The following is a 22,792-nucleotide window of genomic DNA, read 5'->3' as shown; positions in this document are numbered from 1 at the left end:
CTAGTCTCATTTTGGAAATTATCAAGTTTCCTAATTCAGGGGAGCCGGCCATGACCGTCCACACCACCCCAGCTGCTGCCGCCCAAACCGCCCTTCCCGCCACCGCGCTGGAGGGCGTTCTGCCCACCGCGCCGGTCCTCGTCGCTCGACAAAAACTCAATCTTCGCAAGCTGTTGCTGATGGGAGCCGCGGCCATCGCGCTGGCCGGCGCCAGCTGGTACGGCTACGACTATTGGACCGTCGGGCAGTACCTCGTCTCCACCGATGACGCCTATGTGAAGGCCGACAACACCACCATCGCGCCGAAGGTCAGCGGCTATCTCAACCGGGTCCTGGTCGCCGATAACGAGCATGTGAAGGCCGGCCAGGTGCTGGCCCGGATCGACGACCGCGACTTCAAGGTGGCGCTCGACCAAGCGCGCGCCGATGTCGCCGCCGCGAATGCGACGGTGACGAGCAAGGAAGCGCAGCTCGACGTTCAGGAAGCTGTCATCGCGGCAGCGCGCGCGACCATCGACGTCGACAATGCTGCAAAGGTTTTCGCCAGGCAGGAGAACAAGCGCTACACCGACCTTGCCGCAACCGGCTTTGGCAGTGTGCAGAACGCGCAGCAGGCGCAAGCCCGCGACGCCGGCGCGGACGCGACGATCGCGCGCGACAACGCCAACCTGATCTCCGCTCAGAAGCAGGTCGATCTGCTCAAGGCCGAAATCGTGCAAGCCAAGGCCAACGCCGCGCGCGCTGCCGCGATCCAGCAGCAGGCGGAGCTCAATCTCGGCTACACCACGATCATCTCCCCGATCGACGGCGTCGTCGGCAACCGTTCCTTGCGCCTCGGCCAGTTCGTGCAGGCGGGCACGCAGCTGATGGCGATCGTGCCGACTGATGGCGCCTATGTCGTCGCCAATTTCAAGGAGACGCAGCTGACCCATGTGCAGGCGGGACAGGCCGTCGACATCGAGGTCGACATGTTCCCCGGCCAGGTGGTGCACGGCCACGTCGATTCCATCGCGCCCGCGAGTGGCCAGGAATTCGCGCTGCTGCCGCCTGACAACGCCACCGGCAATTTCACCAAGGTGGTGCAGCGCATTCCGGTCAGGATCGCGCTCGATGACAAGCATGGACCCACGATTGCGCTCCGGCCCGGCATGTCGGTGATCCCGACCATTGCAACACGTTCGACCGCGCCGGCCGCGAATGCCGCCGCCGCGTCCAAAGCGAAGCTCGTCTCCGGAGGGTCGTGCCATGTCAAACAGCATCTCACTTTCGACGCCGGCAACACCGGCCGCGACATCTGATCGGCCGCTCGCCGATCCCAACCGCGCGAGCGCCGCGGTCTGGGTCGCCGTGCTCGCCGCCATGATCGGCTCGTTCATGGCGATCCTGAACATCCAGATCACCAACGCCTCGCTGGCCAACATCGAGGGGGGCATCGGCACCGGCGCCGACAACGGTTCCTGGATCTCGACGTCGTATCTGATCGGCGAGATCATCGTGATCCCGCTGACCGACTTTCTGAGCCGCGTGTTCTCGTTCCGCCGCTACATGCTGGCGAGCGCGACGCTGTTCGCGGCGTTCTCGGTCGCCTGTGCCTTCACCCATGATTTGCCGTCGATGATCGCGATGCGCGGCCTGCAAGGTTTTGCCGGCGGCGTGCTGATTCCGATGGCGTTCACGCTGGTGCTGACCAAACTGCCGAAGCCGCAGCAGCCGGTGGGCCTCGCGATCTTCGCGCTGTCCGTCACCTTCGCGCCCGCGATCGGCCCGACCATCGGCGGCTATCTCACCGAAAACTACGGCTGGCGCACCATCTTCTTCGTCAACGTGATTCCGACCGCCGTGATGGTGGCCGCGCTCTATCTGACGCTGGAGAAGCAGAAGATGCAGCTCGGCCTCCTGAAGGAGGGCGATTGGGCCGGCATTTTCACCATGGCGATCGGACTGTCGGCGTTGCAGGCGGTGCTCGAGGAAGGCAACAAGGACGACTGGTTCTCCTCGCCCTTCATCGTCAAGCTGGCCGTGATCGCGGCCGTCAGCCTGACGCTGTTCGTCACGATCGAGCTCTCGATCGAGAAGCCGCTGATCCGGCTGCGCCTGCTGACGCAGCGCAATTTCGGCTTCGGCACCATCGCGATGACGATGGTCGGCTTCGCACTGTTCGGCTCGGTCTACATCCTGCCGGCCTATCTCGGCCAGGCGCAGGGCTACAATGCCGAGCAGATCGGCAACGTGCTGGCCTGGACCGGCCTGCCGCAGCTCGTGCTGATCCCGCTGATCCCGATCCTGATGAAGCGCTTCGACACGCGCTATATCGCGATCACCGGCCTTTTGATCTTCGCCTATAGCTGCTTCATGAACACGGCGATGTCACCGGACTATGCCGGCGACCAGCTCTGGATCCCGAACATCGTGCGCGCCGTGGGCCAGGCCATGGTGCTGACGCCGCTGACTTCGGTGCTGACGGGCGGCATCGCGCCGCAGGACGCGGCTGCGGCCTCCGGCATCAGCAACATGTTCCGCAATCTCGGCGGCGCCATCGGCACCGCGACGCTCGCCACCATTATCACCAAGCGCGAGCAATTCCACTCCAACATCATCGGCCAGTCGGTCACGCTCGGCCGCGAGGAAGTCCGCGCCCGCATCGCGCAGATGACCAACTACTTCATCGCCCATGGCGTGCCAGACCCCAACGCCGCGCGCGAGCAGGCCATCATCGCGCTCGGCAAGACCGTGAAACGCCAGGCGCTGGTGATGGGCTATTCCGACGCGTTTGCGGTGATCGGCGCGGTGCTGGTGCTCGCTGCGATTGCGGTGCTGCTGACGCGGCGGGTGAAGGCGGCAGGCGGGCCGGCGCATTAGCTGAGGTCGTCATGCCCGGGCTTGTCCCGGGCATCCACGCACTTTCTTGGTATCGTCGCAAAGAACGTGGATGGCCGGGACAAAGCCCGGCCATGACGGTGTGGCAAGGTCAGTGCCTTACGGCGCGCAAGTAAAGCTCGACGCCTCCGTCACCGGACCCGCCTTATAGTGCGGCCAGGCCGGCCAGCGGCACAGCGGAAGCGCGCGCAGCACTGCAAATGACGGCGCCTCGACCTTCTGCTCGATGACTTCGAGATCGCCGGGCGCCTTGCCCTTTTCGACCCAATCGACCAGCGCGCTCAGCATGTCGACATTGGCCGGCGCGCCGGAGCCGACATGGTCGACGCCGGGTGCGGTGTAGAGCCGCGCGAATTCCGCCGTCTCGGCCTTGCCGAGCTTGCGCTCGACGCTCTCGAAATAGCGGATGCCGGCATAGGGGCTTTGCGCGTAATCGGCCATGTGCTCCAGCATGATCAGCCGGCCGCCGCGTCCGCGAAAGCGGCTGAGATCGGGATCGGTCGAATCCATCAGGCCCGAGACCTCGAGCAGCCGCGCCTTGTGATCCTCCACCTTGTAGGTGGTGACGTCGAGCTTCGGGTCGCGCGCGAACACATATTGGATGCCGCCGGCGCCGTAGATCCAGGCGATGCCGTTGTTGGGCGCAGGCGGCTGCGCAGGTGGCGCAGTGCCGAGCCACCAGGCGGTCCAGCCGCCGGTCGGCCCGATCGCCGGCGTGTCCTCACCCGAGATGCCCCAGCCCGGATAATCGTCGAGTTCATTGGCGAGCACGAACGGGAATTTGTAGGTCCCATGCAGGGTTTTCACGGCCGTGATCTGCGGCTCGGTGAGGCATTGATCGCCGCTCTGGCCTGCCGCGCAGCGCAGCGTTTCGACATTGAACGCCGCCTTGCAGGCCCCGGGATCGTGCACCAGCGTCCTATCGGAGCCGTCGGCCTTGTCGCAGGCGGTGCGCACCGCATCGGCAAAGAGCTTGACCTGCGCCGGATTGATCCAGCCCTCGCCCATCGTCGCAAGGCCTGCACGCGTGCCGGCATGCTGCAGGCCGACCCAGTTGATGACGGGCACGCGGGCGAAGATGCCGTCGAAATCGTCGGGGTAGCGCTGGGCCATGGTCAGGCCCTCGCGGCCGCCCTCGGACGAGCCCATGAAGTACATTTTTTCGGGCTTCTTGCCGTAGGCGCGCTCCATCAGCGTAACCGCGGCATCGCGCACCTTCTTGTAGGCACGGTGAGCAAAATTCTCGAACGCTTCGTCGTTCAGCGCGAACAGTTGCGGTAGCTCGCCCGGCTTGGTCTCGTGGCCGGAATCGGTGCCATAGGTGACGAAGCCGCGCGCGAGCGGCGATGGCTTGTCCAAGGGATAGGCCGGCGGCAACGCAAGGCCGGTGATCAGCACGCCGTTAAAACCGCCGCCGCCGTATTGCACCGAGCGCCCGTTCCATTCGACGGGCAGGTTGACCTGGAATTTGACCGGCGGCGCCTTGGGGTCGACCGGGTCGATATGACCGAGCACCTTGCAGAAGCCGGGATTGGCCGGCGTGACGCGGCCCGATGGCGTCGGCCCGCGCTCGGCGACGGCGAGAGGTGAAGGCGCCAGCAACGTCGCAGCGTCGATCTTCACGGCATCCGCGCCACCGAGCAGACCCCTGCAGACCGTATCCGCATCCTCCGCCAGCGTCGCGGCGACCGCGCTGCTCGCCCCCATTGCGGCCACGGCACCGGCAAGCCACACACTCAGCTTCGCAATCCTGCGCGCCACCGTTTCCATCCCTGCAGCCTTGTTGTCGTTCAGGCGGTCGATTCAATGCATCGGATTGCCGGTCGTCAATCGCCGCGACACGCGTCGCCATCGCCATCAACGGAAACATCGCCCGGGTCCCACCGGCCCGGTCACCCCATGCATCCCTCTAGATATCTGAATTTCATATGAAATCTTGCCCCACCCCCCGAACTCGGATGGCCTCACGACCGGTCAAATCCACAGGTTGTCATCAATTTGTCATGCGAGCTGGGGTTATCTGCCCGTCCGGTCGGCATGCTATCATGACCGAGACAAGAACCAGGAGCAAGTGGTGAGCGAAACGATCAATGTCCCGGCCCTGCCGACGGATGCCTCTGCCGTCGCGCGTATCAAGTCCGAGATCGACATTTCGGATCGCTCGCGCCTCGTGACGTTCGGCGAGCGCGCACAGCGCTCCGTGGTCGAGTTCGCCGACCGCATTCTCGCCCAGACCCAGAACCGTGAGCTCGGCGCCACCGGCAAGCTGCTGACGGACATCCTCGGCAAGGCGCGGGGGCTCGATCCGGCCGATCTCAAGGACAAGGGTTTTCTGACCCGCCTGTTCTCGTCTGCGGAAGCGCGGCTGCGCCGCTTCACCGAGCAATTCAGCGACGTCGCCTCGCAGGTCGACCGCGTCTGCGTCGAGCTCGACCGCAACAAGGAGGTGCTGCGCCGCGACATCGCCCTGCTCGACGATCTCTACGAACAGACCCGCGGCGCGCTCGGCCAGCTCGATATGCACATCGCAGCCGGCAAGGCCTTCACCGAGGAGTTCCGCGGCGGCAAGCTCGTCGAGATGGAGCGGAACGCCAAGGCGCAAGCCGCCGGCAGCGACGCAATGCTCGCCGCGCAGACCTATCAGGACGCAGTCCAGGCGCTCGATCGGCTGGAGAAGCGCGTGTTCTACCTCCAGCAGGCACGCCAGATCGGCATCCAGCAGCTGCCGCAGATCCGCATCGTCCAGTCCGGGGACGAGACGCTGATCGAGAATTTGCAGGCCACGACCGAGCTGACGATTCCGGTCTGGAAGCAGAAGATGATCCTGCTGCTCGGCCTGAACCGGCAGAGGTCGGCGCTGGAGCTTCAGAAGACGGTGACCGACGCGACCAACGAGATGATGCGCCAGGCGTCCGAGATGATGAAGACCCAGGCGATCGAGATCGAAAAACAGTCGCAGCGCGGCATCGTCGACATCCAGACACTGGAGAAGACCAACCGGGACCTGATCGACACCATCGCCGGCGTGCTCAATGTGCAGGAGCAGGGCCGCACCAAGCGCGCCGAGATCGAGCAGCGGATGGCGGAACTGACGGACGAATTGAAGACCGCAATCTCCAAGGCCGCGCCTTGATGCATCTCACGCAACGGTTTCTCGATGAAGTGTCTGCATAAGAACTGCGGCATGAAGGCTCGCGCATGAGAACTTTCCGTTTCCTGCGGCACCCGTGGGCGCTGCTCGCAGCCCTGCCGCTGATGGCCGCGCTGCTGTCGGGCTGCGGCGGGCCCGGACCGCAATTCACCATTCTCTCGGGTTCGGAGAACGACATCCTAGAGCCGCTGGTGCAGGAGTTCTGCAAGTCGCGCAACGCGACCTGCACCATGCGCTATCAGGGTTCGCTCGATATCGCGCTTGCGCTGAAGGCCGGCGATCCCGGCGCCGACGCGGTGTGGCCGGCCGCCTCGATCTGGATCGACATGTTCGACACCACCAGGCGCGTGAAGATGGTGAAGTCGATCGTACAGATGCCCGTTATCCTCGGCGTCCGCCGCTCCAAGGCCGAGGCACTGGGCTGGATCGGCGCCAAGGTGACGGTGAAGGACATCCTCGCGGCCGTGCAGGGCGGCAAACTGAAATTCCTGATGACCTCGGCGACCCAGTCGAATTCAGGCGCTGCGGCCTATCTCGCAATGCTGGCGGCCGGCATCGGCAAGCCCGACCTGATCGAGGCCGGCGATCTCGACAAGCCCGAGGTGCTGGCAACGGCGCGCGGCCTGCTGAAAGGCGTCGAGCGCAGTGCAGGCTCGAGCGGCTGGCTCGCCGACCTCTACCGCGACGGTGAGCGCAGCGGCGCGCATTACCAGGCGATCTGGAATTACGAAGCCGTCATCAAGGAAACCAACGACAAGCTGATCGCGGAGAACCACGAGCCGCTCTATGCGATCTATCCCGCCGACGGCGTGGCGGTCGCCGATTCGCCGCTCGGCTTCGTCGATCGCGGCCGCGGCAAGGAGCTCGAAGGCTTCTTCACCGATTTGCAGGCCTTCCTGCTGAGCGGCGAGGCGCAAGGCAAGATCGCCAAGACCGGCCGGCGGGTCGAGATCGGCCGCGCGACACCGCTTGCGGCCGATCCAAAAACCAATCTCGATCCGTCGCGGCCGGTGACCGTGATCCGTCCGCCGGAGCCCGCGGTGATCCAGAAGGCGCTGCTGATCTATCAGGAGGCGCTGCGGCGGCCGTCGCTGACCGCGCTCTGCCTCGATGTCTCCGGCAGCATGCAGGGCCCGGGCGAGACCCAGCTGCTCGACGCCATGCGCTTTCTACTCACGCCGGCGCGCACGCGCGAGGTGCTGGTGCAATGGACGAAATCGGATCAGATTTTGATCCTGCCGTTCAGCGATCATGTTCTGTGGACGGCGCGCGCCAGCGGCGACGACAACGAGCAGACCGACCTGCTCGCGCGTGCGCTCGAATTGCGTGCCAACGGCGGCACCGACTTCTACAGCTGCGGCGCGCAGGCGCTCGCCTTGATGAAGCCGATGCTCCAGGACGGCCAGCATCTGCCGGCCATCGTCATCATGACCGATGGCAAGAGCCAGGGAGCGATGTCGACCTTCGAAAGCGCCTGGCGTGCGGACGGACACCGTGTGCCGGTGTTCGGCGTGACCTTCGGTTCCGAGGTCGATCGCGCCCAGCTCGACAATCTGGCGAAACTCACCGGAGGCCGCGTGTTCGACGGCAGCAAGAGTCTCACCGACGCGTTCCGCGCCGTACGAGGGTACAACTGAATGGCCGCAATGCCATCCGGGCTCGGCTGGATCGCCGGTGGAGTGGCGGCAGCAGTGCTGCTGCCGTCGCTGGTGATCGGTCTCGCCATGCCGTTCTGGATCGCCCTTGCGATCAGCGCGGCTGCCGGTGGCGGCATCGTCGTGGCCCTGGCGCCGAGGAACCGGTTCGCCGCGCTGGAAGCCAGCGGCGTCGCGCGCGGCAAGATCGAGTTCGCAAACGAGCTGCTGGCTGAAGCCGAGCCGCTGGCCGAGCAAATGGAGTACACCGCGTCCGCAATCCGCACCCGCGTGGCCGCCGACCGCATCCGTCATCTGGTGACGATCGCTCGTGATATCTTCGCCGCCATCGAGCGCGATCCGCTGCGGCTCGACCGGGTGCGACGGTTCCTGACCTATTACCTGCCGCGTGCGGCCGAGATCGCTGAAGCCTATCGCGCGCTGGAGAAGAGCACTGTGCCCGACACCGCGCGGCTTGCCGCCACCGGCGACATGATCGACCGGCTGGACGCTGCCTTCACCCGCTATGCGGCCAATCTCCAGGACGCCGACCTCGACAAGCTGGACATCGAGCTGAAGCTGTTGAAAAGCTCGCTCGATGAGGATCTCGGGCCGGTGCAACCGGCTGCCCCGGTCGAGACCAAGAGAGGAATGTCCTGATGGCTATCTCGCGCCGCGCCTTCGGCATCGGTCTTGTCGCCGCGAGCGCGGCAGCAACCGGCGGCTACGTTTATCTGCGCGAGCATCCCGAGATCGCGGGCCGCTTCGGCGAAGCCAAGCGCCTGTTCGGCTTCGCCGGCGGCGAGAAGGAAGGTTTTCTCGCCAACGCCCGCGTGAAGAGCGTGCTGGAGCGCCGCTTCGGGCTGATCCTCGACGGCCGCCGCGCCGGCTCGGTCGAAATGGTCCGCGAGCACGCGCTGCTCGACCAGAAGCCGCAATTCCTGTGGCCGTCGTCCTCCGTGCTGGTCGAAGTGGCGCGGTCGTCGGGCGTCAAGATCTCGCGCGACCAGGTGATCTTCAACTCGCCAATCGTGCTCTATTCCTGGGATCGCATTGCCGAGGGCCTCGTGAAGGGCGGCATCGCCCAGCCTGCCGGCGGGCCGCGCTACACGGTGGACCTGTCAAAGCTGCTCAAAGCCATCATCACTGGCGAGAACTGGTCTTCGATCGGCGTCGCCGACCTATTCGGCCGCGCGCGCGTGGTCTCGACCGATCCGAACAAGTCCAATTCGGGCTTCATGTTCGCAGGCCTTGCGGCGAGCCTGTTGTCGGGCGACGTGGTGATGCCGGAGACGCTGAGCAAGATCGATGGCGATGTCGCCACGGTGTTTCGCCGCATGGGCTTCAAGCCGCCGTCCTCGGGCAAATTGTTCGACGACTATGTCGCCGGCGGCCCGGGCGCGCAGCCGCTGATCGTCGGCTACGAGAACCAGCTCGTCGAATGGGTACTGCAAGATGCCGAGCGCTGGAAACGGCTCGAGGCGAATGCCCCGGCGAAGCCTGTCATCCTCTATCCGCAGCCCACCGTGTTCTCGGCCCATCCGCTCATCAGCGTCGAACGCCAGGCCGACGAACTCATCGAGGCCCTGACGAGCGAGAGCCTGCTCGAAATGGCCTGGGAGGACCACGGCTTTCGCGGGCCGCTCGGCACCATCGGCAAGGCACGCAACGCATTGTTGCAATCGCGCCTGCTCGAACGGATCGACGCCGTGCTGCCGATGCCGGATGCTCCTGTGATGTTGGCGCTGCTGGACCGGCTGGCCGCATAGGTGACGGCTGCGCGCGTTCGATCAAAACGATCCCAGCGCGCCACCCAATGCGATCACGGCCACCAGCGCCAGCAGCGACGACACGATGCCGACCATCACGATGTCGAAATAGCTGTCGCGATGGGTCAGGCCGCAGATCGCGAGCAGGCTGACCACGGCGCCGTTGTGCGGCAGGATATCCAGCGTGCCGGAGCCGATCACCGCCACGCGGTGCATCAGCCCAAGATCGACGCCTGTGCGCGAGGCAAGCTCGACATAGGTCGGCCCGAGTGCGTCGAGCGCGATGGTCAGGCCGCCGGACGCGGAGCCGGTCAGCGCCGCCAGGATGTTGGTTGCGACCGCGAGCGACACCAGCGGGCCGCCCTCGATCGCGAGCACCCAGTCGCGCACCACCGCGAATGCCGGCAGCGCGGCCACGACCGCACCGAAGCCCACGAGACTGGCGACACTCAACGCCGGCAGCACCGAGGCATTGGCGCCGGCATCCATGGTCTGCCGCAGCGCCGGCAGCCGGGGCCAGTTCAGCACGATGGTCGTGAGGATCGCGGCAGCCAACGCGACCACGACCGACCAGACCCCAGCGACCGCTGCCAGCGACGTGCCGCCGAAGCGCGGCTCAGCGAGATAGTCGACGTCGAGCCGCGGCAGAACCACGAGCGACATCGCAAGATTGACGGCAACGACGACGATCAGCGGCACGAGTGCGCTCACGATCGGCGACGGGGCATGACTGCGCTGTCCGTGCGGCAGCTCCGCCGGGTCGAACTCCCGCGCCGTCGTCGCGCGCTCGCGCACCAGCTCGTCGGCGGCGGCGCGCTCCGTCGCATCCTCCGCGCCACCGTGACCATAGCCTTCCCCGGCGCGGCGGGCTTTGGCTTCAGCCCGGTGCAGCCACCACAACCCTGTCACGAGCATGATCAGGGAGGCGATGATGCCCAGCCCCGGCGCGGCAAACGCCGTCGTGCCGAAGAACGGCATCGGGATCGCGTTCTGGATCGACGGCGTGCCCGGCAGAGCGGACATGGTGAAAGTGGATGTTCCCAGCACGATCGCGGCGGGGATCAGACGGCGCGGAATTGATGCCGCACGAAACAGCGAGCGCGCCATCGGCACGATGACGAAGAACGCGACGAACAGGCTGACGCCACCATAGGTGACCATCGCGCCGGCCAGCACGACCGCGAGGATCACGCGGCGCTCGCCGAGGCGTTGCGCCATGAAGCCCGCTACCGAAGTCACCGCGCCGCTGTCGTCCATCAGCTTGCCGAAGACGGCGCCGAGCAGGAAGATCGGGAAGAACTGCGCCAGGAAACCGGCCGCATTGGCCATGAAGATTTGCGTCAGATTGGCCAGCAATGGCTCGCCGCCGAACAGCGCGGCAACAAGTGCGGCGAACGGCGCAAGCAGCAGCACGCTCCAGCCGCGGAAGGCGAACAGCACGAGCAGGCCAAGGCCGACGAGAATGCCGAGGAGCCCCACGCCTCAGCACTCCGCCAGGAGCACGTCGAGATCGGCGGTCGAGCGCTGGCCGACGTCGTTGCCATGCGCGTCGAGAAACGCCTGCGCCGCCTGACGCCCTTCGGCGCGCAGCATCGAAACAAATTCCCATTCGGCGTTGAGCTTCGATGATGCGCCGAACTTCGCCAGCATGTCGCTCTTGACGCGATGAGTCCGCATCTTGGCCCAGCGCGCACCCTCGCCGCTGCCGGGATCCGCGGCCTGGCGCAGCAGCGCGATCATGCGCAGCTCCTTCATCAGCGGCGAATTGAAGGAAATCTCGTTCAACCGATTGAGGATCTCCGCAGCCGTCCTCGGCGGTTCGAACGTTTCAGTCGGATTGATCTGCACCAGGATGGTGTCGTGTGCGTCGCTCTCGCGCACCAGCGGTGTGATCGTCGGGTTACCGGCGAAGCCGCCGTCCCAATAGGGTTCGCCCTCGATCTCGACCGCGCGGAACATGGTCGGCAGGCAGGCCGATGCCAGCAGCACATCGGCGGTGATCTCGGCGTTGCGGAAGATCCGTCCGCGCCCCGTGCGCACCCGCGTCGCGGTGATGAACAGCTTGATGGGCGAGCCCGCCAGCCGTTCGAAATTGATGCTCTCGGCCAGCACCGCGCGCAACGGATTGTAGCCGGTGGGATTGAGATCGTAGGGCGACAGCACCCGCGACATCAGGTCGGTGAGGATGTAGAAGGGCGACGTATCGAGCGTCCAGCGCCCCATCAGCCGGTCGAGCGGCGAGCGCTGGAGTGGGCTGAAGGCCGCGGCCTTCGAGACGCGCCGCCAGTATTTTTCAAGTGCGTCGCGCGCGCCCTCGGCGCCGCCGGCGATCCATCCATCTGCGAGCACCGCCGCATTCATTGCACCTGCGGACGTTCCGGAGATCGCGGCGATGGTGAGCCACTTCTCCTCCAGCAGGCGATCAAGCACGCCCCAGGTGAAGGCGCCGTGCGAACCGCCGCCTTGAAGCGCGAGATCGATCAGTACGGCGTCCCGTTCCATGGGCGGCACTCACGCAACTGAAGCTCAAATCCGACATGATGTGGAACATGTCGAATTCGACCGCAGTGTGGGAGCATTGGTCGCAGAATGCAACCGGGACGTGGGCCCGTTTAGTGCTCGAATACCAGCCGTGCGCCGACCGTGCCGTCGAGGGCGCGGATCTGCGCGAGCAGCGTCGCCGAATCCTGGCCCGCGAGATCAGCGTCGAGCACGACGTAGCCGAGATCGCCCGCGGTCTCCAGATATTGCGCGACGATGTTGATGTCGCGCTGGAGGAACACTTCGTTCAGCCGCCGCAGCATGCCCGGCACATTGCGATGGACATGGCTGAAGCGCGCGCCGGCGGGCCGCAGATGCAGCTGCACCTCCGGGAAATTCACCGCGCCCATGGTCGATCCCGTGATGAAATAGTCGACCAGTTTTCGCGCGACTTCCCCGCCGATGCGCTCTTGCGCCTCCTCGGTCGAGCCGCCGACATGCGGCGTGAGGATGACGTTGTTGAGGCCCTGCACCGGGCTCTTGAAGCGCTCCGCATTCGAGGACGGCTCGACCGGGAAGACGTCGATCGCCGCACCGGCGATGTGGCCGTCGCGCAAAGCGCTCGCGAGCGCATCGAGATCGACCACGGTTCCGCGGCTGTTGTTGATGAAGAACGAGCCCGGCTTCATCGTCCGCAGCTCCTTCTCGCCGATCATGCCTGCGGTCTCCGGCGTCTCCGGCACGTGCAGGCTGACGACGTCGCTCTGCGCCAGCAGTTCGTCGAGCTTCTCGACCGGTTCGGTATTGCCGTGGCGGAGCTTGTCGGTGCGGTCGTAATAGATCACGCGCATGCCCATGGCTTCGGCGAGCGTCGAGAGCTGCGAGCCGATATTGCCGTAGCCGACGATGCCGAGGGTGCGGCCGCGCACCTCGCGGCTGCCGGCCGCGGACTTGTCCCAACCGCCGTCATGGGCGGACACCGAGCGCGGAAAGATCTGCCGCAGCAACATGACGATCTCGCCGATCACGAGCTCGGCGACGCTGCGCGTGTTGGAGAACGGCGCGTTGAACACGGGAATGCCGCGCTTGCGCGCGGCCATGAGATCGACCTGATTGGTGCCCACGCTGAAGCAGCCGACCGCGAGCAGCCCATCGGCGGCTTCGAGCACCTCGTCGGTAATCTGGGTGCGCGAGCGGATGCCGAGCAGCGACACCCCCTTGAGCGCCCGGCGCAGATCCTCGCCGTCGAGCGCCTTGGTCAGCCGCTCGACATTGGTGAAGCCTGCGCTCCGGAACAGGTCCACGGCGCTGTCATTGACGCCTTCCAGCAGCAGCGCCTTCGCGCTCCGCTCAGGGCTTTGGCCTGGGGCTGGCATAGAATCTCCTGCGGTGACGGCTTTGCCGCAGCTCATAAACCGCGGACGGTGCGCAGCACAATAGGGCTTGGATACGGGGAGAAGATGGCGGACGGATTAGACCTGCCTGGTATCCCAGACCTCTCATCCACGCTCGCAGCAGCCGTTCCGTCATCCTGAGGTGCGAGCCATGCGGTGCAGAGCACCGCAGGGGGAGCCTCGAAGGATGCAGGGCCCCAGCCGGGCCGTCGCCCTTCGAGGGCCGCTGAAGAAGCGGCCACCTCAGGGTGACGGGATCAAATCACGTAAAACCCGTGCGTGCCGTCAAGCCGAAGCTGCTCGACGAGGCCATACTCCCAATCGAGATAGGCCTGCATCGCGCGTTCGGCGACATCAGTGCCCTCATAGGGCCGGCGGTAGCGGTGGGCCGGGTCGGGCTTGGGCAACACGCGTGGCGGACCGATCTCGAGCGCGCCGTCATAGCCGCCCTCGCGCACATAGACCTCCCAGCCCATCTGCGCCAGCCATGATGCCGTCATATCCGCCCGAACGCCCTTGTCGTCGGTCAGCAGGATGCGCGCGCCGCGCACCGGAGCGGCCATGTCGGTCTCCTGCACGAGCTGGCCGCCAGGATAGTGGCGGAAGCCCGGGAGATGGCCGGCCGCATATTCTTCCGCATCGCGCACGTCGAAACGGTAGAGCGTGCGATCGGTCCGCGCGACAAGCGCAGCCGTCTCGCTTGCGCCGATATGGCGGACGCCGGCGCGATAGGCGACGTCGCGGGCATTGGCCGGGCCGCCGTCGAACGGCCCGATCGCGCCACGCCGGTCAGCACCGTGGTTGAGCGTGTGCCGCGCCAGCGTCCAGCCAATGGTGCCGTTGCGCAGCGCCCGCACCTTGTTGGGCACGCCGGCATTGATCAGCGACTGCGTGCCGATGATCGAGCGCGTGCGACCGGCGCAATTGACGATGATGGTGGTCTCAGGATCTGGCGCGGCCTGCCCCGCCCGCAGCACCAGCTCCGCGCCGGGCACGCTGACCGAGCCCGGAATGTTCATGGTGGCGTATTCGTCGAAGCGGCGGGCATCGAGAATGGCGATGTTGGCCTTGTCCGCGATCAGTTTTGCCACCTCATCGGCGCTGAACGAGGGTGTGTGGCGGCGCGACTCGACCAGCTCGCCAAAGGCCTTGGAGTAGGAATTGACGTCCTCGAACATCTGATAGCCGGCATCGCGCCAGGTTTTCAGCCCGCCGTCGAGTGCGCTCACATTGGTATAGCCGAGCGCCGCGAGCCGCTCCGCACCCGCGGCGACGAGACCTTCCCCGTCATCATAGAGCACGATCGCCACGTCCTTGCGCGGCAGCCTCACCTCGGCCTCAACAGCAATCCGGTCCGCGGCCATATTGGCGGCGAACAGGGGATGGCCGGTGGCGAAGGCGGCCTCGTATCGGAGATCGAGCAGCGCGATCTCCTCGCCCAGTAGCAGCGCGCGGCGGATATCGGCGGGGGTGACGGACCGAAGCTTCATGGCGTGAACCCTGGTAATGACAGCCATGGGCTTTTGAACGATTGCGGCGGCCTTGGCTAGCCTTAGCGTCCGCTCACTCGCCCGGAACGAGGCGCCCCAACGATGGCTGCGCCGGACGTCGCACTCTGCGGCGCGAGAGATAAAGCAAAATGCCTGTTACCGCGAACAGCGGCATCAGCGCTGCGGCGATCATGAACGCGAGCTTTCCGGGCCAGCCCAGGAACGCACCGCGATGGATGTCGAGCACGTTTGCGATGATCTTCTCGCCGAGCGTCTTGTCGGCGTAGCGCTCTGCCGAGATCACCTGACCTGTGACGGCATCGATTCGGAATTCGTCGCGCGTGGTGTCGAGTGTGGAGTCCTTCCCCCACGACCGGATCCGTATCAATGTGCCCGGGCCGGCCGGTAGCGTAAACAAGGCCCTGGAGAAGTGGTCTCCCTCGTCCCGCCGGAACGTCGTCCATGCCTGATCGAATCCGATCGCCGGGGCCGGCTCGGCACGGCCGGCCGCGCGCGCCGCCTTTGCAGACATCTTGGGCTGCATTTTTGCTTCGGCGACTTCCGGACGCGACAGCAGCCAGACGACGCCATCCTTGTACCAGTCGAACGAGTACCACAGCCCGGTCAGCGTCATCACCAGATAGACCGGGAGCACCCAGGTGCCGATGACGGCGTGCAGAGAGCGATGCAGCGCACGGCCACCGAGCCCGAAATTCGGCTTCAACCACATCTTCACGCTGCCGGCGCGGCGTGGCCAGCGCAGCACGAGGCCTGAGATCAGCATCACGATCAGGCCGAGCGCGGCGACGCCGGTGATCTGGCGGCCCCAGCCCTTGGCATCTCCGGGGATCAGCAACCAGCGATGCAGCCTGCGAACGGTCGCGAAAAATTCTTCGCCACGCGGCGCGCCCAGCACGTGCGCATCATAGGGGTCGACATAGAGCGACGCCGGCCGCGCGCCCTGCTCGTCGCGGGCGAAGCGGACACGCACCGCCGCGGACGGATCGCTCGATAGCGTGACGGCCGAGACTTTGCCGAGGTCCTGCGCGGCCTTCAGCCGGGCCACCAGCTCGTCCGGCATCAACGCCGGCACGGTACGCGGCGCGACGTGCATAATGTCCGCGTTGAGATGGTCGACGATCTCGTCCTCGAAACTCATGATCGCGCCGGTCAGCGCGATCAGAGACAGCAGCAACGCCAGCACAAGGCCTGCAATGGAATGGATCTGGTGCAGGGCGGCCTTGATGTCGTGACCGAGCCTACTCATCGAAACCAACCTTCTTGATGAGGGCGATCGCGGCTTGCTGATGCGCGGCGATCTGATCGATCGGCAGCGCATCGGCATTGAATGATCCAATCTCGACAACGATGGGCGCTCGTTCCGCCAACGCGACCACGGGATATTCCATCTCGGCTGTGGCAAAGAGCCGTTGCCCGGTGGGCGTGACCAGGAACTCGATCAGTTTTCGCGCGGCCTCCGGATGTGGCGCGTGCTTCGCGATCGCCGCACCGGTGAGGTTCACATGCGCGCCGCCACCCTTGAATGCGGCCGGAACAGCCCGGACCTCCATCGCCCAAGCGCGCCAGTCGGCGCCCTCCCGTCCGTCGCGCAATTGCGCCAGCGCCACGGTGTTGCCGATGCCGATCTCGCAAGCCCCTTGCGCGATCTCGCGGATCACGTCGTTGTCCTTGCCGTCGGGCTTATGGGCGAGATTGGCCTTCAGGCCGGAAAGCCAGGCTTCCGTCGCCGCTTCGCCGTGATGGGCGAGATAGGCCGCGACCAAGGCGACATTGTTCTGGTGCAGCGGCGAGCGCATGCACAATTTGCCGCGCCATTGCGGATCGGCCAGATCTTTGTAATCGATCGCGGCAAGTGCGCTGTCCTTGCGCGCAAATGCGACGCGCGGGCGGGCGGCGAGCGCGATCCATTGCCCGCCATTGCCGCGCAGGTTTTCCGGCACGGCCTGTTCGATACGCGACGAGGAGAAGGCCTGGGTCAGGCCGCGGCCGGCAAGCTGCGTGGTCTTGTCGAGGCCGATCGTCACAAGCACGTCGGCCGGCGACGCCGCGCCTTCCGATACGAGCCGCTTGACCAGGCTGTCCTCGATGAAGACGATCTTCACCTTGATGCCGCTGGCTGCCGTGAAAGCCGCAACGGCAGGCGCGACCAGAGCCGCCTCCCGGGTCGAATAGAGCGTAATCTCCTCGGCGCGGCCCGCAGCCGCCGTGCAGGCAGACGCCAGCGCGAACAGCACCGCGATGGCTCTGTGCCGCGCTGCCATCGCTAGAACTTCACCGTTGCCGACAGCGAGAAGCGTCGCGCATCACCGATGGCGACGGCCAAGGCGCTTCCAGTGGTCGACGTATAGTAGACTTTGTCGAACAGGTTCTTGACGTTGAACTGATAGGTCACCGGCAGCTTGTCGATCTTGGTGTCGTAGGTCGCAAAGACGTCCGCGACGGTATAAGCTGGCAGAAAGAACGTGTTGGCTGAATCGCCCGGCCGGTCGCCGACGTAATGCGCGCCGCCGCCGAGCCGCAGACGTCCAGGCAGCCGGTCACCGAAATCGTAGACGAGATAAAGCGAGCCCGTGTTCATCGCGGCGTTCAGCAGTTTTGCGTCGCCGTTGATGGGATCGCCCTCCAGGCGCGCGTCGGTATAGCCATAGCTCCCGATCATGCTCCAATCGTCGGTCAGCTTGCCCGTCACATCCAATTCGACGCCGCGCGACCGCGCCTTCGCGGACGTCCGTACCACGATGTTATTGTTGCCAAGGTCGTCGCGGACCAGCACGTTCTTCTTCTCGATATCGTAGATCGCCAAAGTACCCGACAACCGCTTGTTGACATCGAACTTCAGGCCGGTCTCCCACTGAGTTCCCTCTTCGGGCGCAATGGTGGAGTCGACGACGAAGCCGGTGGGAGCACCGGAGAAAGGCGCGATGGTCGACGTCGGTTTCAGCGACTGCGTATAGCTCACGTAATAAGAGAGCTGATCGTTCAGCTTGACGATGACGCCGCCGAGCGGCAGCACCTTGTCGCCCGCCAGATCGGTGTTGGTGATGAATTTGGGCCGGCCTTTTCCGGCCAATTGCTCATATTCCATCCAGCGCACGCCGCCGACCACGGAGAGCCAGTTGGTCAGGTGGAACGTGTCCTGGGCGAAGAAGCCACGGGTGCCGAGCAAATCAGTCTGCTCGCTGTCGACGGCAGAAACGGTCGTGCCCGGTGTGACCAGCCCGTAGACCGGGTTGTAGAAATTGAAGTTCGCGGTCGCCTGGCGGATCAGGTCGCGGCGATCGATGGTGCGGTACAGCGCCTCGCCGCCGAACAGGATCTCGTTGCGGAAGCCGCCCACCCAGACGTCACCTTGCAGATAGGAAGTGCCGTAGCTGGCGTTGCTCAGCGAGTTCTGGGTGCCGTCGTTGCTGCGTTTCTCGACGCCGGTCTTGGCGTCGACGCTGGTGATGCGCAGCTGGTTGGCGCTGTAGGTCTCGGTGTTGTAGCTGTAGGCCGCCGTGACCTTCCAATTGTCGTCGAGCTTCTGCTCGACCGAGGCCTGCACCAGGTCCGAGGTGCCCCACATGTTGTTGAAGGGCTCGTCGAGCCGGCGCGTCTTCGGGATCGCCAGCGGCGCGCCGTCGACGAAAGCCGTGCCGCGGTCAAACGGATAGATGAATTCGCGGTGCTCATAGGTGAGCTGGACCGTCGTGGTGTCGCCGTACCAGGCCAGTGACGGATTCACCAGCATTTCCCGGTGCCGGCCGAAATTGCGCCAATAGTCCTCGCTGACGCCATAGCTGACGAAACGATAGGCAAGGCCACCGTCGCCGATCGGACCGGTGATGTCGAGCGTGCCGTCGGCGCCACTGCGATTGTTGGCGAAGGTCGAGCCGAGCAGCGTCACCGAGCCGTGCTGGTAGAGCTCCGGGCGCTTGCTGATGGTGTTGACGATGCCGCCGGGATCCATGATGCCATAGAGCAGCGAGGCCGGGCCTTTCAGCACCTCGACGCTCTCGACCGCGGCATTCAGGCTGCGGCCCTGCACCAGCGGCATGCCGTTGCGCATGATCGAGCCATCGCGGTTATCGCCAAAGCCGCGGCGGATCACCGCGTCCTGGGTGCCGGCGAGCGTATTGGTCTGGGTGATGCCGCTGATGTTGACCAGCGCGTCGTCGATGTTGCGCGGAAGCTGGTCCTTCAGCACCTGCTCGGGCACGACGTTGACGGACTGAGACGTGTCGAGCGGCGAGGCGCCACTGCGCAGCGTGGTCGAGCTCGGCATCGCACGGTAGCCGAGCTTGGCGGCTTGCTGTGCGGCGGCCGCAGCGGCTGCGCGCTCCGAGAGCGTCGGCACGACAGCTGCCGGATTGCGATTGGGCTGTCGGCGCACTGCGGCCTGCGCGCGCCGCGGAGCCTGTTCCGACGCGCGTGCCGGCTTGGGCCGTTGCGCGGGTGCTTCGACCGCTACCGGCGGCAGCGCCGATTGCGCCAGTGCGCTCGTCGTGTTGGAGGGGTAATCGGCGAGCAGCACCGCTGCGCCAATAAGAAGACCTGCGCGGCTCCTGCCGGCACGATGACGACGGCCGCGGACACGCTGGCCATCCAGATGGGCACGCACTTTCATTCCACTTCAAGTCAAGAACGTTGAAGCGTGGGCCTGTAACAGCCGCTGTGCGCGAAGAGAACCGTGGGAGACGTTGAATCGCTCTAGTGTTGAATCGTTCTAAAGTCAGACCGGAGCTAGGCAGCAATTACGAATTGCGGGCGTGGCCGATCACGACACGCTGCACGCGAATTTGCGGCAACGTGTCGCGGAACTTCACGATCTCACGCGATGGCGGGAGTGGTCAGCTCGTCCAGCTTGGCCTTGAATGCAGCGCCGTCAGACAATGCCCGCAGCGGCGGACGCACGCGCAGCCACGCAGCATCGCCGGTCTGCGCCGCCAAAATGGCCTTCAGCGTCACGAGGAAGGAAGGCGATTTCACGACAATATCGACCGCAGCCTGCATTCGCGCTTCGACGTCCTTGCCGTCGATCATGGCCTTGACCAGCTCCGGCGCGATATTGGCCATGCCGCAGATCGTGCCGGCGCCGCCGCCGGCAATCGCGCGGGCGATGTCGGTTTCGTTGCCGACGGTGATGGCGAGCTCGGGGCTAGCTGCACGGAACGCCTGGAACTGCTTGAAGTCGCCGCTGGAGTCCTTCAGGCCCGCAACCACCTTGCCGTAACGCTTGCGCAGATTCGCGGCGACACTGGTCGGGATCGCAACGCCCGAGACCTGCGGGATATGATAGAGATAGGCACGCAGGCGATCGTCGGCGACGCCGTCGATGATGGCAGCAAAGGCGTCTTCAATCCCTTCGGGCGTGACACTGCGATCGAAGTAAGGCGGCAGATACAGCAGGTGACGCAGCCCGAGGTCGAGCACGGCGCGCGTCAGCGCGATGCTGTCGCTGATGGCGGGGAAGCCGCCGCCGATGCCGATCCGCTCCGGCGCAACACCGGCCTTGAGCACGGCCTCGATGGTCGCGATACGCTCGGCGACGTTGAACGAGGTGCCCTCGCCGGTGGTGCCGAACAGCACGACGCCACCGACGCCTTTGCTGAAGAGCTGCCTGGCGTGAGCGGCGAGCTTTGCGGAGTCCACGCTGCCGTCCGTCGCCAGCGGCGTTGCCGACGCCACCCAGAACCCGCGAATTGCCTCCGTCATCATACCGCCCTCTGCTGCGACCTCGGACTAAGCCTCTGATCCTCAACGATCTTGAGGGCCGCCCGAGTCGTTGTTTTTGCTTTACTTTTCATCTTGTACCTTACATACAAGAGGGACGCAAATCCTTTCCACCGTCACGGCACGGATGAGGCGCAGCCGAATCCAGCAGGAGGTCTCGCATGAACATGGTGACCGCCATTGAGCGTCCCGACCAATTGCTCGGCGCGTTGCGCGACAAGCTTGGAGCTGCCGCCGTGCTTGTTGGCAGCGAGGTGCCGGCGCGCAATTGCAACGACTGGAGCGCGAGCCTGCCGCAGACGCCGCGGGCGGTGATCCGTCCGCTCGATGCGCAAGGCGTTGCCGATGCGATTTTGACATGTCGGCAGGCGCGTCTGCCTTTCGTGCCGCAGGGCGGATTGACCGGGCTGTGCCGCGGCGCATCGCCTGAAGCCGGCTGGGTCGCGATCTCGCTGGAGCGCATGACCGGCATCGAGGAGATCGATCGCGCGTCGATGACGATGACGGTCAAATCTGGCACGCCGCTGGAGACGATCCAGAAGGCCGCGGACGAGGCCGGCTTCTTCTTTCCGCTCGACCTCGGCTCGCGCGGCTCGTGTGCGATCGGCGGCAATCTCTCCACCAATGCCGGCGGCAACCGCGTGATCCGCTACGGCATGACGCGCGAATTGGTGCTTGGCCTGGAGGTGGTGCTGCCCGACGGCACCATCATCACCAGCCTCAACAAGCTGATGAAGAACAATGCCGGCTACGACCTGAAGCATCTCTTCATCGGCTCGGAAGGCACGCTCGGCATCATCACCCGAATCGTGCTGAAGCTGTTTCCGAAGCCACGCTCGACCATGGCGGCGCTCTGCGCGCTGAAGGATTATGCCGCGGTGATCGACTTGCTCGGGGCCGCGCGCAGCGGGCTCGGACCGTTGCTGTCGGCCTTCGAGGTGATGTGGCCGGATTATTGGGACGTGATCACGAATCGCGCCGGCGTGAAGCCGCCGGTCACCGCAGGCCACGGTCTCTACGTGCTGGTGGAAGCGCAAGGCACCGACGAGAGCGTGGACGCGCCGCGCTTCCAGACCTGGCTCGAAGAGCTGATGGAGCGCGGACTACTCGTAGACGCCGCCGTGGCGCAATCGCTGGCGCAGACACAGGCGTTCTGGCGCGTGCGTGACATCTGCGCCGAGTTCGGCCAGGTGCTGGGCCCGCACATCTCCTACGACATCGGCCTCGCAGTGGCGCGCATGGACGAGTTCGCCACGCGCTGCAAGGCCGCCTTGGCCTCCGGCATCAAGGGCTGCGAGAGCGTCTATTACGGCCATATCGGTGACGGTAATCTGCATCTCGTCTCCTGGGTCACCGGTCTTTCGGTCGAGCAGCAACCGAAGGAAGAGATGGACGCGATCATCTATGGTCTCGTGCGCGAGATGGGCGGCAGCGTTTCCGCCGAGCACGGCATCGGCACCTTGAAGAAGAAGTGGCTGGGCCATGCCAGGAGCGAATCCGAAATCGCGCTGATGCGGACGCTGAAGGCCGCACTCGATCCCGACCATCTGCTCAATCCCGGCAAGGTGATCTGAGAGAGCAGATGCGCTCGCTGAAGCTCGATACGCCGAAATCGCTGTCGCAGCGGGTGATGCTGCGGCTGCGCCAGGCTATCATCGACGGCGAGTTCGCGCTGGGCGCTGCGATCTCCGAGGAGATGGTGGCGAACTCCTTCGGCGTCAGCCGCACGCCGGTGCGCGAGGCGATGGGCCAGTTGCAGGCGCAAGGCCTCGTGGTGATCCGCCCGCAGGTCGGCAGCTTTGTCTTTACGCCGAGTGCGGAAGACATCAACGCACTCTGCACGTTCCGCATCGCGCTCGAACCCAAGGCTGCCGAGCTTGCCTTCCGCCACGATCGTGATGGCGCGCTCGTGACGATGAGCGAGGCGATCTCCGCGATGGAGCCGGCGGTCGCAGCAAAGGACAACATCGCCTATGGCCGGGCCGATGCCGCGTTCCACGAAGGACTTTTCGCTCATTGCGGCAACAATTATCTCATCGAATCCTACCAGCTCGTCTCGGGCCGCGTCGGTGCGCTTCGCACCAATCTGACCTCGCCGATCGACGTGCGGACCCGCACGTCCTTCGACGAGCATCGCAAGCTGCTCGATCTGTTCGCGCGTGGCGAGCTTGCGGCCTACGAGGCGCTGATGACCACGCACATCACCAATTCGGGCGTGGCCTATGCCAAAGCCTTGAACATCGAGGCGCTGAAGCTGGCTTGA

17 protein-coding genes are annotated in these 22,792 nt (G+C 65.3%); 8 read left to right on the top strand and 9 right to left on the bottom strand.

Annotated elements, in window-relative coordinates:
- Positions 1-50: 50 nt before the first annotated feature.
- The gene (locus B5V03_RS23025) at positions 51-1,298 is read left to right on the top strand and encodes an HlyD family secretion protein (RefSeq protein WP_164988218.1); all 1,248 of its coding nucleotides are present in this window, start codon (positions 51-53) and stop codon (positions 1,296-1,298) included.
- Positions 1,246-2,859: an MDR family MFS transporter gene (locus tag B5V03_RS23020; RefSeq protein WP_206736177.1), complete on the top strand. Its 1,614-nt coding sequence runs from the start codon at positions 1,246-1,248 to the stop codon at positions 2,857-2,859. The genes B5V03_RS23025 and B5V03_RS23020 overlap by 53 nt, the downstream gene beginning before the upstream one ends.
- Positions 2,860-2,976: 117 nt before the next feature.
- Here the strand turns inward: B5V03_RS23020 and B5V03_RS23015 are convergent, their stop codons facing one another.
- A complete protein-coding gene (locus tag B5V03_RS23015) occupies positions 2,977-4,647 on the bottom strand; it encodes a tannase/feruloyl esterase family alpha/beta hydrolase (RefSeq protein WP_129272678.1) in 1,671 nt (556 codons plus the stop codon).
- A 304-nt stretch (positions 4,648-4,951) separates the two neighbouring features.
- Here B5V03_RS23015 and B5V03_RS23010 point away from each other — a divergent pair, with 304 nt between their 5' ends.
- From B5V03_RS23010 to B5V03_RS22995, 4 genes are all read left to right on the top strand, one after another.
- Complete coding sequence (locus tag B5V03_RS23010) at positions 4,952-6,010, top strand: toxic anion resistance protein (protein ID WP_129272677.1); 1,059 nt, start codon at positions 4,952-4,954, stop codon at positions 6,008-6,010.
- Between the two features lie 65 nt (positions 6,011-6,075).
- Positions 6,076-7,665 (top strand): substrate-binding domain-containing protein, encoded by a 1,590-nt coding sequence (locus tag B5V03_RS23005; protein ID WP_129272676.1) that lies wholly within the window; start codon positions 6,076-6,078, stop codon positions 7,663-7,665.
- The gene (locus B5V03_RS23000; RefSeq protein ID WP_129272675.1) at positions 7,666-8,322 is read left to right on the top strand and encodes a 5-bromo-4-chloroindolyl phosphate hydrolysis family protein; all 657 of its coding nucleotides are present in this window, start codon (positions 7,666-7,668) and stop codon (positions 8,320-8,322) included. It abuts the gene before it with no gap.
- On the top strand, positions 8,322-9,431 hold the full coding sequence (locus tag B5V03_RS22995; RefSeq protein WP_129272674.1) for a hypothetical protein: 1,110 nt from the start codon (positions 8,322-8,324) through the stop codon (positions 9,429-9,431). Before B5V03_RS23000 ends, B5V03_RS22995 begins: the two co-directional genes overlap by 1 nt.
- A 21-nt stretch (positions 9,432-9,452) precedes the next feature.
- On the opposite strand, the gene B5V03_RS22990 is transcribed toward B5V03_RS22995, so the two are convergent.
- The 8 genes from B5V03_RS22990 to B5V03_RS22955 all read right to left on the bottom strand — a co-directional run bounded on the left by B5V03_RS22990 (position 9,453) and on the right by B5V03_RS22955 (position 20,511).
- Positions 9,453-10,910: a GntP family permease gene (locus B5V03_RS22990; protein ID WP_129272673.1), complete on the bottom strand. Its 1,458-nt coding sequence runs from the start codon at positions 10,908-10,910 to the stop codon at positions 9,453-9,455.
- 3 nt (positions 10,911-10,913) lie between these two features.
- On the bottom strand, positions 10,914-11,933 hold the full coding sequence (locus B5V03_RS22985) for a patatin-like phospholipase family protein (protein WP_164988217.1): 1,020 nt from the start codon (positions 11,931-11,933) through the stop codon (positions 10,914-10,916).
- A 110-nt stretch (positions 11,934-12,043) separates the two neighbouring features.
- On the bottom strand, positions 12,044-13,288 hold the full coding sequence (gene serA, locus B5V03_RS22980) for a phosphoglycerate dehydrogenase (protein WP_129272671.1): 1,245 nt from the start codon (positions 13,286-13,288) through the stop codon (positions 12,044-12,046).
- Positions 13,289-13,563: 275 nt separating this feature from the next.
- On the bottom strand, positions 13,564-14,796 hold the full coding sequence (locus tag B5V03_RS22975) for a rhodanese-like domain-containing protein (protein WP_164988216.1): 1,233 nt from the start codon (positions 14,794-14,796) through the stop codon (positions 13,564-13,566).
- Between the two features lie 73 nt (positions 14,797-14,869).
- Positions 14,870-16,063, bottom strand: coding sequence for a PepSY-associated TM helix domain-containing protein (locus B5V03_RS22970; RefSeq protein WP_129272669.1), 1,194 nt, complete (start codon positions 16,061-16,063; stop codon positions 14,870-14,872).
- A complete protein-coding gene (locus tag B5V03_RS22965; RefSeq protein ID WP_129272668.1) occupies positions 16,056-17,078 on the bottom strand; it encodes an extracellular solute-binding protein in 1,023 nt (340 codons plus the stop codon). The genes B5V03_RS22970 and B5V03_RS22965 overlap by 8 nt, the downstream gene beginning before the upstream one ends.
- 2 nt (positions 17,079-17,080) lie before the next feature.
- Positions 17,081-19,423 carry a TonB-dependent siderophore receptor gene (locus tag B5V03_RS22960; protein WP_129272667.1) on the bottom strand — a complete coding sequence of 781 codons (2,343 nt, stop codon included), beginning with the start codon at positions 19,421-19,423 and terminating at the stop codon, positions 17,081-17,083.
- Positions 19,424-19,626: 203 nt separating this feature from the next.
- Complete coding sequence (locus tag B5V03_RS22955; RefSeq protein WP_164988222.1) at positions 19,627-20,511, bottom strand: dihydrodipicolinate synthase family protein; 885 nt, start codon at positions 20,509-20,511, stop codon at positions 19,627-19,629.
- A gap of 179 nt (positions 20,512-20,690) precedes the next feature.
- Here B5V03_RS22955 and B5V03_RS22950 point away from each other — a divergent pair, with 179 nt between their 5' ends.
- Together B5V03_RS22950 and B5V03_RS22945 are read left to right on the top strand one after the other, a co-directional pair.
- Entirely contained in the window at positions 20,691-22,103 is a 1,413-nt protein-coding gene (locus B5V03_RS22950; protein ID WP_129272665.1) for an FAD-binding oxidoreductase, read from the top strand.
- Between the two features lie 8 nt (positions 22,104-22,111).
- Positions 22,112-22,792, top strand: a complete 681-nt coding sequence (locus B5V03_RS22945; RefSeq protein ID WP_129272664.1) for a GntR family transcriptional regulator — start codon at positions 22,112-22,114, stop codon at positions 22,790-22,792.

It is taken from the genome of Bradyrhizobium betae, from assembly GCF_004123905.1.
Taxonomy (GTDB): domain Bacteria; phylum Pseudomonadota; class Alphaproteobacteria; order Rhizobiales; family Xanthobacteraceae; genus Bradyrhizobium; species Bradyrhizobium betae_A.
This window is presented reverse-complemented; position numbering and strand designations above follow the sequence as displayed.